Origin of the sequence: Candidatus Nanosyncoccus alces (assembly GCF_004138395.1) — a bacterium.
Taxonomy (GTDB): Bacteria; Patescibacteriota; Saccharimonadia; order Saccharimonadales; family Saccharimonadaceae; genus Nanosyncoccus; species Nanosyncoccus alces.
Genome location: NZ_PRLM01000002.1, coordinates 18,385 through 34,470, shown reverse-complemented (window position 1 = coordinate 34,470; position 16,086 = coordinate 18,385). Strand labels below are relative to the sequence as shown.

16 protein-coding genes and 1 tRNA gene are annotated in these 16,086 nt (G+C 45.0%); 10 read left to right on the top strand and 7 right to left on the bottom strand.

The window, feature by feature from the left end:
* The first annotated feature begins 31 nt into the window (after window positions 1-31).
* From uvrA to groL, 6 genes are all read left to right on the top strand, one after another.
* Entirely contained in the window at window positions 32-2,962 is a 2,931-nt protein-coding gene (gene uvrA / locus G3RUM_RS01130) for an excinuclease ABC subunit UvrA (RefSeq protein ID WP_129734568.1), read from the top strand.
* A 19-nt stretch (window positions 2,963-2,981) separates the two neighbouring features.
* Complete coding sequence (locus G3RUM_RS01125) at window positions 2,982-4,178, top strand: hypothetical protein (RefSeq protein WP_129734566.1); 1,197 nt, start codon at window positions 2,982-2,984, stop codon at window positions 4,176-4,178.
* A complete protein-coding gene (locus tag G3RUM_RS01120) occupies window positions 4,165-4,779 on the top strand; it encodes a TylF/MycF/NovP-related O-methyltransferase (protein ID WP_129734564.1) in 615 nt (204 codons plus the stop codon). Before G3RUM_RS01125 ends, G3RUM_RS01120 begins: the two co-directional genes overlap by 14 nt.
* 4 nt (window positions 4,780-4,783) lie before the next feature.
* Entirely contained in the window at window positions 4,784-5,350 is a 567-nt protein-coding gene (locus G3RUM_RS01115) for a hypothetical protein (protein ID WP_129734562.1), read from the top strand.
* Window positions 5,351-5,422: 72 nt separating this feature from the next.
* A complete protein-coding gene (locus G3RUM_RS01110; protein ID WP_129734561.1) occupies window positions 5,423-5,677 on the top strand; it encodes a GroES family chaperonin in 255 nt (84 codons plus the stop codon).
* A gap of 48 nt (window positions 5,678-5,725) precedes the next feature.
* Window positions 5,726-7,342: a chaperonin GroEL gene (gene groL, locus G3RUM_RS01105; RefSeq protein ID WP_129734559.1), complete on the top strand. Its 1,617-nt coding sequence runs from the start codon at window positions 5,726-5,728 to the stop codon at window positions 7,340-7,342.
* 44 nt (window positions 7,343-7,386) lie between these two features.
* Here the strand turns inward: groL and G3RUM_RS01100 are convergent, their stop codons facing one another.
* Both G3RUM_RS01100 and G3RUM_RS01095 read right to left on the bottom strand, forming a co-directional pair.
* Complete coding sequence (locus tag G3RUM_RS01100; protein ID WP_129734557.1) at window positions 7,387-7,983, bottom strand: hypothetical protein; 597 nt, start codon at window positions 7,981-7,983, stop codon at window positions 7,387-7,389.
* Window positions 7,984-8,031: 48 nt separating this feature from the next.
* Window positions 8,032-8,499 (bottom strand): hypothetical protein, encoded by a 468-nt coding sequence (locus G3RUM_RS01095; RefSeq protein WP_129734555.1) that lies wholly within the window; start codon window positions 8,497-8,499, stop codon window positions 8,032-8,034.
* A 120-nt stretch (window positions 8,500-8,619) separates the two neighbouring features.
* On the opposite strand from G3RUM_RS01095, the gene G3RUM_RS01090 reads away from it, so the two are divergent.
* Both G3RUM_RS01090 and G3RUM_RS01085 read left to right on the top strand, forming a co-directional pair.
* Window positions 8,620-8,712, top strand: a tRNA-Ser gene (locus tag G3RUM_RS01090).
* A gap of 29 nt (window positions 8,713-8,741) precedes the next feature.
* Entirely contained in the window at window positions 8,742-9,170 is a 429-nt protein-coding gene (locus G3RUM_RS01085) for a pilin (RefSeq protein ID WP_195157057.1), read from the top strand.
* Here G3RUM_RS01085 and G3RUM_RS01080 read toward each other — a convergent pair.
* The gene (locus tag G3RUM_RS01080) at window positions 9,147-9,839 is read right to left on the bottom strand and encodes a ComF family protein (protein WP_129734552.1); all 693 of its coding nucleotides are present in this window, start codon (window positions 9,837-9,839) and stop codon (window positions 9,147-9,149) included. The genes G3RUM_RS01085 and G3RUM_RS01080 overlap by 24 nt on opposite strands.
* Before the next feature lie 65 nt (window positions 9,840-9,904).
* Between G3RUM_RS01080 and G3RUM_RS01075 the strand changes: the two genes are divergently transcribed.
* Window positions 9,905-10,414: an Hsp20/alpha crystallin family protein gene (locus G3RUM_RS01075; protein ID WP_129734550.1), complete on the top strand. Its 510-nt coding sequence runs from the start codon at window positions 9,905-9,907 to the stop codon at window positions 10,412-10,414.
* Window positions 10,415-10,523: 109 nt separating this feature from the next.
* Here G3RUM_RS01075 and G3RUM_RS01070 read toward each other — a convergent pair whose 3' ends face one another.
* Genes G3RUM_RS01070 through G3RUM_RS01055 form a run of 4 tightly spaced genes read right to left on the bottom strand, consistent with a single transcriptional unit; the run spans window position 10,524 to window position 12,488 of the window.
* Window positions 10,524-10,886: an Mbov_0395 family pilin-like conjugal transfer protein gene (locus G3RUM_RS01070; protein WP_129734548.1), complete on the bottom strand. Its 363-nt coding sequence runs from the start codon at window positions 10,884-10,886 to the stop codon at window positions 10,524-10,526.
* Between the two features lie 21 nt (window positions 10,887-10,907).
* On the bottom strand, window positions 10,908-11,204 hold the full coding sequence (locus G3RUM_RS01065; RefSeq protein ID WP_129734546.1) for an Mbov_0395 family pilin-like conjugal transfer protein: 297 nt from the start codon (window positions 11,202-11,204) through the stop codon (window positions 10,908-10,910).
* Window positions 11,205-11,239: 35 nt separating this feature from the next.
* Window positions 11,240-11,707: an Mbov_0395 family pilin-like conjugal transfer protein gene (locus tag G3RUM_RS01060; protein WP_129734544.1), complete on the bottom strand. Its 468-nt coding sequence runs from the start codon at window positions 11,705-11,707 to the stop codon at window positions 11,240-11,242.
* Window positions 11,708-11,720: 13 nt separating this feature from the next.
* The gene (locus G3RUM_RS01055; RefSeq protein WP_129734542.1) at window positions 11,721-12,488 is read right to left on the bottom strand and encodes a pilin; all 768 of its coding nucleotides are present in this window, start codon (window positions 12,486-12,488) and stop codon (window positions 11,721-11,723) included.
* 243 nt (window positions 12,489-12,731) lie between these two features.
* Here G3RUM_RS01055 and G3RUM_RS01050 point away from each other — a divergent pair, with 243 nt between their 5' ends.
* Window positions 12,732-16,058: an O-antigen polymerase gene (locus G3RUM_RS01050; protein ID WP_129734540.1), complete on the top strand. Its 3,327-nt coding sequence runs from the start codon at window positions 12,732-12,734 to the stop codon at window positions 16,056-16,058.
* The last annotated feature ends 28 nt before the right edge of the window (window positions 16,059-16,086 follow it).

The following is a 16,086-nucleotide window of genomic DNA, read 5'->3' as shown; positions in this document are numbered from 1 at the left end:
ATATGTGCGTTTACTTGAGTGAGGACATATAATGGCGGAAGATGAAGACAAGAAAATAGAGCAGATAGAAGGGGGGATTTTTGGTGATGAGAATATGATCCGAGTAAGGGGGGCGAGGCAGAATAATTTGAAAGATATTGATGTAGATATTCCGCGCGATAAACTGGTGATTATTACGGGGTTATCTGGTTCGGGGAAGTCGTCTTTGGCGTTTGATACGGTATATGCAGAAGGGCAACGGCGATATGTGGAATCGTTGTCTTCTTATGCGCGAATGTTTCTTGGGATTATGGATAAGCCAGACGTGGATTCGATTACGGGGCTTTCGCCGGCGATCTCGATAGACCAAAAGTCTACATCGCGAAATCCACGTTCGACGGTGGCGACGGTGACGGAAGTATATGATTATTTGCGACTTTTGTTTGCGCGAGTAGGGGTGCCACATTGCCCGATTTGTCACAAGCCGGTATCAAGGCGTTCGGCGGAGGATATTGTAAACGAAGTGATGAAGCTGCCACTAGGTTCGAAGCTAATGCTGTTGGCGCCGATTGTATCTTCTAAAAAAGGTGAGTTTTTGCATGTTTCGGAGCAGTATTTGGCTAAAGGGTTTTCGCGAGTGAGGGTGGACGGGATAATTTATGCCTTGGACGAATTTCCAGAATTAAATAAAAATGAAAGACATAGTATAGAAATAGTAGTGGACCGGTTTGTACTAAACCCGGAGCTCAAGACACGAATTGCGGGCTCTATAGAACAAGCGTTAGAGATGGGACAGGGGATTATCCAACTTTTGCGCGTGACGGATAATGCGACGGCAGTAGGCGAGAAAAAGATTGGCACGGAAAATACGGAAGTTTTAACTTACTCGCAACGATATGCGTGCCCAGACCATCCAGACGAATTAATACCGGAGCTTTCGCCGAGGTTGTTTTCTTTTAATGCGCCGGAAGGAGCGTGTCCGACTTGTACGGGGCTAGGGTCGCGGATGGAAATTGACCCAGGGTTGGTATTTAATAATAACCTGACGATTGCGGAAGGCGGGATTCGGCCATTTAACCGAGTGGGGCAGGATTCGTGGTGGTTAAAAAGGTTGATGCAAGTAGGGGTAAAGCATGGGTTCAATGTATATACACCGATTGGTGAATTGTCTGAAGATATAAAACATTTGATTTTGTACGGAACGGGTGATGAAAAATATGAGATGAAAATTACCGGTAGTGGTAGATTTGCGGATGGTACGGTGTATGAGACGACTTATGAAGGGGTGATCCCGACTTTAGAGCGGAGATATAACGATCCGAAGATATCAGAGTTTATGAAACATGATATTGAGAGGTTTATGCGAGTACATAAGTGTCAGACTTGTAATGGGGCAAGGTTGAAACCGGCGGTGTTAGCGGTAACGGTGCATGATCTTAACATTGTAGACATGTGTAATTTGGATGTAGATGCAACTTTAGAAGTGCTGAATCAGGATTTGGGCTTTACTGACGCTGAAGAAATGATAGCAAAGCCGATTTTGAAGGAAATTCGGGAACGAGTGAAGTTCATGCAAGATGTGGGGCTGGGGTACTTGGAGCTTGGGCGAGCAGCAAATACGCTTTCTGGTGGCGAAGCGCAGCGGATAAGATTAGCGACGCAGATTGGCTCGGGACTGCAGGGGGTGCTATATGTGCTAGATGAGCCATCGATCGGACTGCATCAACGAGATAATGATAAGCTGATTGCGACTTTGAAACATCTTAGGGATCTTAAAAATACAGTATTGGTGGTAGAACATGACGAAGATACGATGCTTTCATCTGACTATATTATAGATATTGGTCCGGGAGCGGGATCTAAGGGAGGACTTTTGGTAGCAGCGGGGACGCCAGAAGAAATAATGGAAAATCCAGAGTCTATAACCGGTAAGTATTTGTCTGGAGAAATGACGATTGCCGTGCCGAAGAAGAGAAGAAAAGCGAAAAGAGGTCAAGAGCTGGTGGTGGTGGGAGCCAGGGAAAATAATTTGAAGAATATAGATGTGCATTTCCCGTTAGGGGTGATGACGGTAGTATCGGGTGTGTCGGGTTCGGGAAAATCTACTTTGGTAAATAACATTTTGGCGAATGAGCTTTTGGCGAGATTGCACCGAGCGCAAACAGTGAGTGGTACGCATGAAAAAATTGAGGGAATTGAAAACATTAATAAGGTGATTGTAATAGATCAAAGCCCGATTGGGCGGACGCCAAGGAGCAACCCGGCTACTTACACCGGAGTGTTTACGGCGATACGAGAGCTATTTGCTGCGCAGCCAGAGGCAGAAGTGCGAGGATATAAAGCAGGACGGTTTAGTTTTAACGTTAAAGGTGGGCGGTGCGAGAATTGTCAAGGCGATGGCGTAAATAAGATCGAAATGCACTTTTTGCCAGATGTATATGTGACTTGTCCAAAGTGTCATGGGCGAAGGTATAATGCGGAGGCGCTAGAGATTAAGTACAAAGGTAAAGATATCTCGCAAGTGTTAGACATGACGATAGACGAGGCGGTAGAGTTCTTTGCTAATATCCCATCGATCGCCTCGAAGCTTCGTACGATACAAGAAGTGGGGCTAGGATATATACGTTTGGGCCAACCGGCAACGACGTTTAGTGGTGGGGAGGCACAGCGAATTAAACTAGCAACGGAATTAGCGCGGCGGTCCACCGGTAAAACTTTATATATTTTGGATGAACCGACGACGGGGCTACATACATATGACGTGAAGAGGTTGCTTGCGATATTGAACAAGTTGGTGGACGGGGGGAACTCAATGATAATTATTGAGCATAATTTGCACGTGATAAAGTCGGCGGACTGGGTGATAGATATGGGGCCGGAGGGTGGCTTAAAGGGGGGCACAGTGTGTGCGGAAGGTACGCCAGAAGAGTTGGCGAAAAAAGCCAATACACCGACTGGTGAATATCTGAAGAAGATGTTATAATTTTGGCAAAGGAGTTTATATGACAAACAATACAAAAGTTTTTTTGGTTCTTAATTCGGGATCGAGCAGTGAGAAATTTTCACTATATGAGGGAGAAGATGAGATTTGTTCACTGTATTTTGAAGGTGTTGAGGAGGACGGGAAGAAACAGTTTATTTGCACATTGACGCGGGCAGACGGGAGTGAAGAGAGAATTGACAAAACTTGGAATTCGCTGGATGTGGCCTTTAAAGAAGCGAAGGCGATTTTTGAAAAAGAGGGATTCATTAATGAAGCACATCCGCTAGATGGGATTTTGGTGCGAGTGGTGGCAGCGGGGAAGTATTTCTCGGCCAACCACATTGTTGATGACGAAACGATGAAAGAGCTTGAGAAAGTGCAGGTGACGAATCCGTTGCACGTGCCAGGCACGGAGCGAGGGATTAAGAACGCCAGAGAAACTTTTGCTGGAGTGCCGGTAATGGTAATGAGCGATTCGGAGGCTTTGACGCGGGATAGTCGACGTGACACAGAATATGCATTGCCACGTGAAATTGTAGATGAATTTGACTTGGGACGTTGGGGGGCACACGGGGCGAGCTATGGCTATATGATGGGCCGGATTCCAGAGTTAGGGTTGCTTGAGAAAAAAATGGTAGTATGTCATTTGGGCTCAGGTTGTTCGGTGACGGCATTGGTGGATGGTAAACCAGCTTACACTTCGATGGGTGAGACACCGCTCGAAGGGCTGATGTCTTCTACTAGGACGGGTTCTATAGACCCAACGATTGGGGCGTTACTTGGTGAAAAGCTAGGTGCAGCGGAAGCGATCAAATTGATGAACAAACAGTCTGGTCTTTTAGCAATGGCAGGATCTAATGATATGCGAGAGATTATTGCTGGAGCGGAAGAGGATAACGCAAATGCGGCAGCAGCGTACAATTTATTTATTGACGGTGTAGCGGGGAAAATTGGTGAATTTGCGGCAAAAATGGGCGGGATTGATGCGATTGTATTCACAGCGACGATTGGAGAAAGATCTATACCGGTAAGGAATTCGATTATTTCGAAGTTGGAATTTATGGGCTTTAAGATCAAAAATGATGTGAAATTGGACAAATCTAAGGGATATGCGAATGCGGCAGAAGAAGATTCTAAGCCGATCTATATTATCCCGACCAATGAAGCGGCATATATGATCAAAAAAGCCGGCGAACTATTGGATGACTTGGCATAATGATCAGGTTTCCGCTAAGGAGACAGAGAAGATAATATCTATCGCTAGGGAATGTCTAGCGATAGAGGGGGATTTTGTGGAGTTGGGTTGCTACAAGGGTGATACTTCCCTGTTGATTGCGGAGGTTTTGCGAGACTTTGGCAGTAATCCTGTGGAAAACTTGGTGGAAAAGTCTGCGAAAAAGCTGTGGATATATGATTCCTTTGAGGGGTTGCCGGAAAAAGGTAAGGAAGATGAGTCTGAGATAGGGAGAGATTTTAGGAAGGGGGAGTTGATGGTTGGGAAAAAGGAAGTCAAGGCGAGATTCTTAAGAGCAGGGCTTCCGGTGCCGATAATTAAAAAAGCTTGGTTTAGTGAGCTAACTGGAGAAGATTTGCCAGAGAAGATTGCATTTGCTTTTTTGGACGGGGATTTGTACGGCTCGATCAGAGATAGTTTAAGGCTAGTTGAAGACAGAATGAATGCTGGGGGCGTGATAATGGTGCATGATTATACAAACGAGGCTTTACCAGGGGTGGCGAAGGCGGTGGATGAGTGGATGGCTAGCAAAGATTATAAGTTAATGAGGTACGAAAGCTTGGCTGTAATAGTGATAAAATGAGAGTGTGACGAGGCAAATTACCGACAAGAAGTTGGGTAACCAAAGATTTAGGCAAACGGAAGAGGCTATTTTAGGAGCCTTTTTTGGTAGTAAGAAGGTGTTAAATGCACGAATAATAGTAAAGCGGGCGAGGATTTCGCGTTCTACTTTGTATCGTCATCACAAGACAGTCTATGAGATTGTGCCAGATTACGAAGAATATATTTTGAAAAAATACGATAATCTGATGAGGGGATTAATAAAAAGAAATATAAGATTAAAAACAGCATTTCACCAGATGCTGATTTTTATTTTGAGGAATAAAAGAGTGTTTAAGATAATTATGGATAAAGGTAACGAAAATATATTAGAGAAGATGATTAGGAGGATGGAACCAAAGATTATGAAAATTTATAGGTTGCCAGAGGATTGTGGCAAAATGTTGAGGATATACGAAAAGGAGATTGCAGGGGTGATAGACGGTTGGAGAAGGGGTGGGTTTGTGGAGGACGAAATGAGGGTGCTAGCGGATATTATGTATTTAACAGCGACGATCCGACAGAGGTTGGGGGCTTTGACAGAGCAGGTTTAATAATTGGCACTCGGGGGTTGTAAGTGCTAGTTTTTGTGCTATAATGGGGGTAGAAAAAAAAGGAGAACAGATATGGCGTTAAAACCGTTGAAAGACAGAGTAGTGGCGAAAGTAGAAAAGCCACTAGAGAAAACGAAGTCAGGGATACTTTTGGGAGAGGCAAAAGAAAAACCGGCTTATGCAGTAGTGGAGTCAGTGGGGCCAGAGGTGAAAGTCGTAAAAAAGGGAGATAAGATTGTATATAAAGAATATTCTACGACCGAGATTAAGGTAGATGAGACTGATTATATTATCTTGAAAGAAGAAGATATTTTGGCGACTTTGTAAGCGCTAGATTTGGAAAAACTTGTGGAAAATTTTTAAAAAGGAGAAAATATGGCAAAAAAGATTTATTACGAAGCGGAAGCCCGAGAGAAAGTTTTATTAGGGGCAAAACAGCTGTATGATGCGGTAAAGGTAACTTTTGGACCAAAAGGCAAGAATGTAATTATAGAGAAAGAATACGGTGCTCCGGTGATTACGCATGATGGTGTAACAGTAGCAGAAGCAGTGGAATTGCCAAATAAAGATGAAGCTTTGGGTGAGGCAGTGGGGGCAAAGTTGATTAAAACTGCTGCGCAAAAGTTGAATAAGGTAGCCGGTGACGGTACTACTACAGTGACGGTGTTGACCTATAATATTTTGAATGAAGCGAATAAATTGATTGCAGCTGGGGTGAATCCGATGGAGCTTCGACGTGGTATTGAAAAGGCCGGCGCGGAAATTGTAGCAGAAATTGATAAGATGGCCGAGAAGATTGAAGGGGATGACAAGAAGGTGGCTGAAGTGGCGACGATTTCGGCAGGCGATGAGAAGATCGGTGAGCTGATAGCAGAAGTAATTTCGAAAATCGGTAAAGACGGTGTAGTGACAGTGGAGGCTGGGCAAGGTCTAGAAATGGAAGAGGAAATCGTAGAAGGCTTTAGCTATGATAAGGGGTATTCTTCGCCATTCTTTGTAACTGATGTTAACCGTCAAGAAGCAGTGTTTGACAAGCCTTTGGTACTGGTTACTGATAAGAAGATTTCGGCGGCGAGTGATATTTTGCCACTACTGGAAAAATGCGCACAGGCTGGGAAGAAAGATTTAGTGATTATTGCGGAAGAAGTGGAAGGTGAGGCTTTGTCGCTACTAGTGCTAAACAAGTTGAAAGGCGTGTTTAATTCGCTAGTTTTGAAGGCTCCATCTTTTGGTGACCGTCGTAAAGAGGTTATGGAAGATATCGCGATTCTGACGGATGCGACGGTGGTGTCGGCAGACAAAGGATTGAAGTTAGAAGAAGTAGGGTTGGAAGTGTTGGGCTCAGCGGCAAAGGTGTTGGCGACGAAGGACGAAACAACAATTATCAAAGGTGCAGGTGATGCAAAGGCGGTAGCGGATAGGATTAAGTTGATCCACGCGCAGGCAGAGATAGCGAAGTCTGATTATGAACGTGAAGAGTTTGAGAAACGAGCGGCAGCTTTGTCTGGTAAGGTAGCGGTGATAAAAGTAGGTGGTGCGACTGAAACGGAAATTGACGAGAAGAAATTCCGAGTAGATGACGCAGTGGCAGCGACAAAGGCAGCGCTTGCAGAAGGTATTGTGGCTGGCGGTGGCGTAACGTTAGTAAATTTGGCTGAGAAAGTGACTGGTGCGGATGACGGGGCAAAGATCGTAAAGAATGCTCTGAAGGCACCATTCGTACATATTATGGAGAACGCGGGGTTGAATGCGCAAGCGTTGTTGGCTGAAGCGGAAAAATCTGGTAAGGTTGGATTTGGTATTAATGTGATGGCTCCAGAGAAAGGTTTGATTGATTTGAAGAAGTCTGGCGTGATTGATCCGGCAAAAGTAACGAAAGAAGCGGTAAAAAACGCTACTTCTATTGCGGCAACGGCAATTACGATGGGAGCGCTGATTTGCGAGATTCCAGAAGAAAAGCCTGCTGCCCCGGATATGGGTGGAATGTACTAGAAAAAATAACCCCGAAAGGGGTTATTTTTTGTTGGGAGGAAGTTTTACATTTTGTCGATAGATTCGACGAGATAGAGGAGAGCTTCAGCGCGTTCGGTTTCATCAGGGATTTCGGAAGCGGCGCGATAAGCTTGCTCTAGGACTGTATAATCGCGGAGATCTTCAAAGATGTTTCGGCAGATGTTGAATTTTTGTGAAGGAGTCATGTTGATGTGGTCGAGCAAGGGAATGAGGTCGCGCAAAGCAGCTTCCTTGACTTGGTGGGTGTTGAGGCCCGCTGGGGCTGGCGCAGTAGTGTTGAAAGTGGTGGGAGCTACTGAAGGAGTTGGCTCGGGTGTTGGAGCTGGTTGAACCGTAGGTTCTGGCATGGGTGGCATTGATGGAGTGGCTGGAGTAGGAGCGCTAAGATCTGGAATATCGATAGGCTCAAAAGGAGCAATGGGTTCTGGACCGGGGGTGACCATTTCGACTTTGGGTTCTGGGAAAGGGCCGACTGGCTCGTCGAGCTCGCCGGTATCACCTTCAGGTACTGAGGATGGTGCTGCGACGGGATCCGAAAAAACGGGATCAACATTGGTAGTGTTAGTGATGTCGTCGATAGCTTTTTGTAGATCGTTGTCTACGGTTTGATTTTGGTCCATTTGCCCACCTTTTTATATTAAACTTATGTTTATAATAGCACGGATACTCTAAATACGCAAGAAATTTACGATTTTGTCGAGGAAATCTAGTTTGACTTCTTCCATAGGAAGACGTGCGCCTAAAGCGTCAACGATAGCTTCACCGCTGCCACCAGGGAAATATACTTTGACTTGAAGGGCGAAACGCTTCTTGGGAATGAGGACGGCAGAGAAGTGGGAACCTTCTTTTAAGATGCCGAAGGCGCGGAATTCTTCGTATTTGTGAAGTTTGCCGCCTTCGGTGAGGCCGTCTTTATCGAGAGTGTATTGGATTTTTCTAGGTGGACGAGTGGAGGTGACAAGGATGGCGATAACACAGACAACGATTAGTGCGATGAAAGACCACCATTTTAAGAAGAACGAAAGCACACAGAGCCCAGTACCTACGGCGAATAAACCAACGTACCACCAAACATTACGATCGCGGGTAAGATATTCCTCTGCCTCCCAAGAGACAGTCTGTATAGCTTTTGCCATAAGTTTATTATAGCATACCTGAACTTTCTTACAAGAAAGAAAGTTGGTGGGTGGGGCGAGTGCTTGATGCGTTATTACAATATTGCGAAATAGGTTGTAAAATGATAAAATTAGGGGAACGGAGGGTTACCCAAGTGGTTGAAGGGGTCTCATTGCTAACGAGATAGTCCGGAGCAATCTGGAGCGAGGGTTCAAATCCCTCACCCTCCGCCAAAATTTTGAATATGTGGTATAATTGTGGTATGAAAAAGATTTTGAAAATCGTTTTACCAATGTTGATAATGAGTATAGCTGTGGTGGCGTTAGCGTCCGGGAGCGTGTCGGCGTTGACTTTGCAAGAGGGTGCTGAAGCAGCGAGATGTGATGGCTGCCCGAAGGATTTGTTCGGTGATACGGGAGTGTTTAAGCAGATTACAAATACGATTCTTTATATCGTAGGGATTGTGGCGGTGATTATGCTGATTATTGGCGGGATTCGTTATGTGACTTCTGGGGGCGATGCAAAGAAAGTGACAGATGCAAAGAACACGGTGCTTTATGCGATTATTGGATTAGTGATTGCATTTTTGGCGTTTGCGATTGTGAACTTTGTAATTTCGGCTTTGCCTTCTAGTACTAATAAGGCGGAAGAAACGTCGACTTCGGTTTTAATCGATGTTGCTGACTGCTAAGACTGCGATAAAGATGTTTTGGACTCCGGCTTGCCGGAGTTTTTTGACGGCTGCTTGCATACTGGCACCAGTAGTCCAAACATCATCTAGGAGTAGGTAGGTAGATTTGGGATCTACGATGGTGTTGGGGGCGATGGCATAGGCAGTGGAAGCCTGAGAGAGACGGTCTTTGCGTTTGGAACCGACCTGAACGGTGTTTTGATTGCGGATGAGGATTCGAGAAACTTTGGAGTTGGGCTGGAATTTAGTAAGATGTTTGGCGAGAAGATAAGTGTGATCTAGGCCACGTGCGCGGACGTGACGGCTAATGGTGGGGAGTGGAACTATGATGGTTGGGTCGGTAGTGGCGGGGAGGGCTTGGTGCAGAATTTCGGCTAGGGGAGCAGCAAGAGCGCGGACGGAATTGTATTTGAAATCGTGGATGAGTGCGTCGATAAGGCCAGTGCGGTAGTCGACAACAAAAGTGGGCGGTAAAGGATTGCATTTTGGGCATTTGCCGGTAGGACTGGGAGACTTGCAATGAGGGTAAAAATTATGACGGTGAGAAATAATGTCATTTTTACAACGATCGCAAAGGACAGTGCCGGTATGACCACAACCCCTACAGGAGTGAGGCGCGAGGAGGTCGAAGAGGCTCGGAAGTGTTGTATTTTTTACAATAAAACTCATATTTCTCTTGATTTTACTATGGAAGTGGTCTATAATAAAGCATAACAAACATAAGTGGAGGAAATATGGCTCGTACAAACAGTGACGATTTGCTGATGGAAGACGATCTCGCTGCTGCGTTCTTGGGTGGAGACGAAGAACTTGCTGCTCCGGTAGAAACGGAAGAAGAGGTAGTGGCAGTAGAAGAAGAGACCCCAGAGTCTAGCGAACCAGTCGAAGATGAGTGGGAAAATACCGACGACTTTCCGGGACAACTTGCTGTAGATGTCTACGAAACCGCCGATAAATTAGTAGTAAAAGCCCGCACTGCTGGCATCTCAAAGTCGGATCTTGACGTAAGTATTTCCGACAATATTTTGACGATTTCGGGTGTGTTGTCTGGTGGTGAAGACGAACAAACGACGCGTTGGCACATTCAAGAGTGCTATTGGGGAGAGTTCTCGCGAACAATCGCTTTGCCGGTACAGGTGCGTGAAGACGAAAATAGCGTGAAGGCAGAGCTTAAGGATGGTGTGCTTACGATTACCTTTGAGAAGGAAAAGACAGAAGCGCCGAAGAAGATTGCGATTCAATAATCTTTGAGATCTTAAAAAAGCACCTGGAAGGGTGCTTTTTTGTTGGTGAGTTATAGAATAGTGTAAAAAATATCTCCCGGAGGGGAGATATTCGTAAAGACTTTGGTTGTTAGTCGGCAACACAGGTTTTGGTTGTTGCATCCCAGTGTGTGCCTTCTCCGCAGCTATTTGACATGTTGTTGCCTAAGATAGTACCTATGACGAAATTGACGATTACAAAAGCTAATGCGGCAACGATAAGTCCGATAAGACCGTAGAGAATAGTCTTTTTTCCTTTTTCTACTTTGCTGGCGTCTCCGGTAGATGTCATATATTGGACGCCGCCAATAATCATAACTACGACACATGCTACACCGAGTACGGCAATGATGTTTGAAAGGATAGTCGTGACATTGCTCTCTAGATTACTACCAGCTCCCTGGATGGGGTTTACTGTGCTGCCCACGGCTAATTGCGAAACAATTGTTTTCATGTTACCTCCTCGCGATTAGCGCTAGTTTTCTAGGATAGTATTGATGACAAATTGGACTAGTGCAAATGCTAGTACGCAGACGATAAGTCCGATAAGACCGTAGAGAATAGTGTCTTTGGCTTTTTTAACTTTACCAGCATCGCCAGAAGAAGTCATATAGTTGACACCGCCAATGATCATAACTACTACACAGACGAAACCAAGTACTCCGATGATAGTGCTAAGAATAGTGGTGACATTGTCTTTTAGCGTATCTTCTTCGGTGACTGGTTTTAGTTCGACACCAATTTCTGCGAACTTTGTGATAAGATCTTTCATTTTTATCCTTTATTTAGCTTAATTTTATTTTATAACTATTTCTCTGAAAAAGCAATGGGTAATTCAATGAGACCTGTGGGCGGAGTTTTCTCCTCTTCTTCGGTAGTCTGGGCTTGTCCTAAGATGTTGTTGATTACAAAATTTACGATAATAAATGCGAGGGCAGAAATTATGAGGCCAATACATGCATAGAGGATGGTTTTTTTAGCTTTTTCTATTTTGCTTGGGTCCCCGCTGGATGACATATATTGGATGCCGCCGATAATGATGTAGATAACGGAAATGAGCCCTACTACACCAATGATTGCACTGAGGATGCTGGTAATTGCTGATTGTAGTTCGTTTTTGTTACCACTACAACCGGCGGCTTCATATACTTCATTTGGAACTACTCCTTGTTTGGAACATACGTCATCGGCGGCAAAAACTGGTGGCGCTATAAGTGTGGTAACTCCTACGAGCCCTAAGATTATAGAAAGTGATATTTTAACAATTTTTTTCATGTTAGCCTCCTTGTTATGTAGCGTTGTTGATTATCCCGGTGACGAATGCGGTGATGATTTGGGCAAGCGCGACGATAGCCAAGCCAATGAGGGCGTAGGTAATCATACTTTTGGCTTTTTGTAGCTTGCCAGGGTCGCCTGCGGATGTAGCGTAGGAAATGCCGCCGTAGATTACAAAGATAGCGGATATGACACCTGCGATGCCTGTAACCCAGGTAATGGCATTGCTTATGGCACTAGAGGCTATAGTTTCACATCCTTCGTAAGTTGGGGTCACCGTGCCAATTACGTTCGGGTCGCTGCTGGTGTAGTCTATGGATATGCAGTTATCTAGTTTGCCGCTAGTACCGAGGAGGGCGAAGCGGATGGAGCTCATGATTACGTAGGCTAATAGAACAATAGCTAGGCCAAGAAAGGCCTGGTAGAGAGTTTTTTTGCCTGTAGCAACTTTGCTTGGGTCACCGCTAGAGAAGGTATAGAGATAGCCGCCATATATAACATAGCCTAGTACAAGGTATGCGGCTATTATTGTGATATCGATGGCAATGTTGGCAGCGATTTGCCAGATATTATTTTTGAGATCTGTGTCGTCTTTGATTGCGCCTACATTACAATCCCATGGTTTGAGCCCGAGAAAGCCTTTTTCACAGTCTGCGTCGTTTGAACGCCCTTCGAAATAGCCATCAGCATATGAGGGCGCAGATACTAGGGTGCCAACAGTAATAGATGAAGTTAAGACAATTGCGATAATGACTAAGATTTTTTTGAATAAGTTTTTCATATGGATTAGTTTATTTGATTTTATATTACCATATATTTTGAAAAAGGCCAAAAGTTTTGTTTTGACATAAGCGGTAAAACGTGATGTTGACTATTGACAAAAAAGCTTATGCGTGCTATAATAAAAGCACGCCCTGAAAGGGAGGCGGGTTTATCTATGATAGTGAAAAAAAGATCGAAAAGAGACCTCTTTAGAGCTGTTTTTGGCATTTTTTTCGTTGTGATAGGAATGGTTGTGGGGTTGATGAGTCCAGTGGTAAACACTGGTGACGTGTATGCTGACGAAGAGACAAGTGAGACTACGGAGACGGAGAATAATGAGGGGAATACGGATAATGGTGAATCTGGTGAAGAGGGTTCAGGCGACCAAAGTAGCTCTAGCACGACACTGAGTGCGACGGGGGATAGCTGTAAGAATAGTTTGGGGGAAATTAGTTGGCTGGTGTGCCCGGTGACTGGGAAGATTGCCGAGGCAGTAGATTGGCTTTATGGGAAGTTGGAGGGGATCTTGGAGATTGACCCAGTATCAATGGAGGATGGGTCACCGATTTATGAGATTTGGAAATATTGTTTGAGCTTAACAAACATAGTGTTTGTGATATTTTTGCTAGTGGTGATTTATTCGCAGATTACAGGGGTGGGGATATCTAACTATGGGCTAAAGAAAGCGTTGCCGAAGTTGATTGTGGCGGCGGTATTAGTAAACTTGAGCTTTTTGATTTGTTCGCTAGCGGTGGATGTGTCTAATATTGTGGGGCATAGTCTGAGGGGGGTGTTTACGACGATTGAAGAGTCGGTAGTAGCGAATAGCGCAGGTGGCGGGATGACAACAGCGACGGGCGATTTGACTGCAGAAGCGAAATTATCTTATGCAGGAATGTATAGTTCGATTGCGGGTGGTGCGGCGTTGACGATTGGTGGCGCGGTGATTGCGTTTGAAACTGGTGCGATTTGGATGTTGATACCGGTAGTGTTGGGGGCGATCGTGGCAGTAGCGTCGGGGTTGATTACGATTGCGTTAAGGCAAGCGGTGGTAGTGCTACTGATTATGATCTCGCCGATGGCGATTGTAGCGTATATCTTGCCGAATACTGAACAATGGTACAAAAAATGGAAAGATTTATTTATAAAAATGTTGGTGTTTTACCCGATGTTTTCTTTGTTGTTTGGGGCGTCCAGCCTGGCGGGTTTTGCGATAATTGCTAGTGCAAAAGATGGATTTGGCGTGCTGTTAGGGACGGCGGTGCAGATTTTCCCGTTGTTCTTCTCTTGGAGCTTGATGAAGATGTCCGGAACATTTCTGGGGACGATCAACGCGAAGATGCGGGGGTTGGCAGAGAAGCCGTTGGCGACGAACCGGGCGTGGGCAGATTCGCATCGGATGGCGACGAAACAGAAGTATTTGTCTTCGGGGAGAGCGTCTACTCCATCGCTTAGGTTGATGCAATTTGTGTCGGATAGACGGATTGCGCGGGAAGCGATGATTGATGAGCGATCTGCTGCGGCAAAAGAGAGAGGGTTAGCCTACCGGGCACGGAGAAATTATAAGAATGGAGATGTGGAGAGTGGGATTTTGTCGAAGAAGGGTGAGGAAGCCTATGAGCGACAGGCCCGGGTGATGGAATATCAGAGGACTAGCTTGAGAGATAAGAATAACTTTAATAAAGGTTTCTCGTATCTTGCGGCAGAGGGAACGTCTAGACATAAGAGGCTATACAACTTGGATATGGCCAATGTGAATGCTGCGGATATGCTGAAAGTGGAGCAGGCGCGTGGCGAGAAGATTGAATACGAAAATGCAGTAGGTTTGCATAAGAGGATGGAAGATGCAATAAACGTGCATATGGACGATATAAACGGTTATACCACGGATACTAATACTGGTCAGAAGGTGAAGAGGGGAGACTACGAATTCCATTTTGCGGATACACAGGCTGGTGCAGAAGCGAGAGCGCGGTATAGTGCCATGAGTAAGATCATGGAGGGGAATGCTCAGGATGTACAATATGCGGCAGCAACAGCGGCGCATGCTTATGATACGCAGAAGAAGATTGTGGAGACTAAGATGCAAAAGTACTTTGAGCTGACTCCACCGACGAAGGATGTGGAATATAGATTGTCTGAGTTTACTAAGGATAGTAGTGCGATTCAGAATATAGACCAAATCATTGCTGGCATGAGGATACTGAATCAGCGTGGTGATACGGACTTGGTGAGAGAACAATTGGAGAATGTTTTGAGCCATGGAGTGGATTTGGGTTCACATGCGTCACAGTCTTTGGCAAGTTTCTTGATGTTTGAAGTGAAGGATAACGACCCGTTTCTCAGACGGTTTGGTAAGTATATTAATTTGGAGACGGCGCAAGTTTATAATAAGAGTAAACGTAAAAATCATACGTTGACGTTGGATGAATATGTGACTGGTGAATACGAAGAGGAAGACCCAAGTAATCCAGGAGTAATGGTAAAGAGGCAAGCTAAGCGGCCGATGGCAGTGTTGATGGAAGGTACGTCACTTGACAACATTGAACGGACGGCGATGAAGAACTTGGATGATATGTTGGTCGGCGCATATAGTGATAAAGATGGTAATTTGGATGTAAGAAAATATTTGGCACAAAGAGATAAGATCGAAACTGCGATTGGACCACAATTTATTTCGGCCAGCTTGAAGTATTTGTCTGGTAGTGAGCAGCTGAAGAGTATGGTGAGCTTCTTGACTGGTTACGATGGTAGTGGAAATGCACGTTGGGCAGATGGTGGTGATTTGTCTGGCGATGCGGCATTTGCAGAGGAATATTTCCGGGGGAAGACTTTGAAATATTTGAAAGATCAGACTCCAACGCAGCTTTTGGGGTTGAGGTCGGACTACTATAATCCTTTGATGGAACATTTGGCAAAAGAGTATGAAGGCAGTGATATGAAAGGCTGGAGCGATGAAGCTAAGGAAGAACGTAGGGAGTATATGGCGGAGCTTGCGGATATCCAAACGAGGTATGGTGATTTGCCGGCCGAGAAGGCGCAAGAACGACGTGCAGCGGATTTGAAGAAGTTGAGAAACAGTATGGCGGGCGCGCAATTTAGACAGTTGTTGGATTCGCGCGGTAAGTTGAATCAGATCTACAGGACGAGACGTTCTGGTGCTGCCAACAATGCAAAAGACTGGGTGCGTGAGTGGTTGGATCTTGATAATGAAGTATTGATTACGATGAAGCTAGAAGAAGATAAGAGGAGAATGAAGGCAGAGGTTGAAGAAGAAAGAAGGAAAAAAGGAATAGAGAAGAAGTCTGGTAGCGATACTCCTGAAGAGGTGGAAGGACACAGTGGCATTTATAGCGATGTGGATAGGGCGGGATTTGTCTCTCATATAGATGATCTCTGGAATAATTTGAGAGAAGAGGATGATGAGGTCTTTTACAGAGAATCTCTTGAATACATTAATCAAAATCTAGGCGAGGACAGTTTTATTGCCGCTATGTATAAACACTTTAGGAAGAACGATCCTTATGCGGATAGCCATGCTATGAAAGAGTTCTTGGAAGATCTTTTGAACGACCCGGATAATTATTAGGGTGAATTGTGGCGGATTTTGGCAGAGC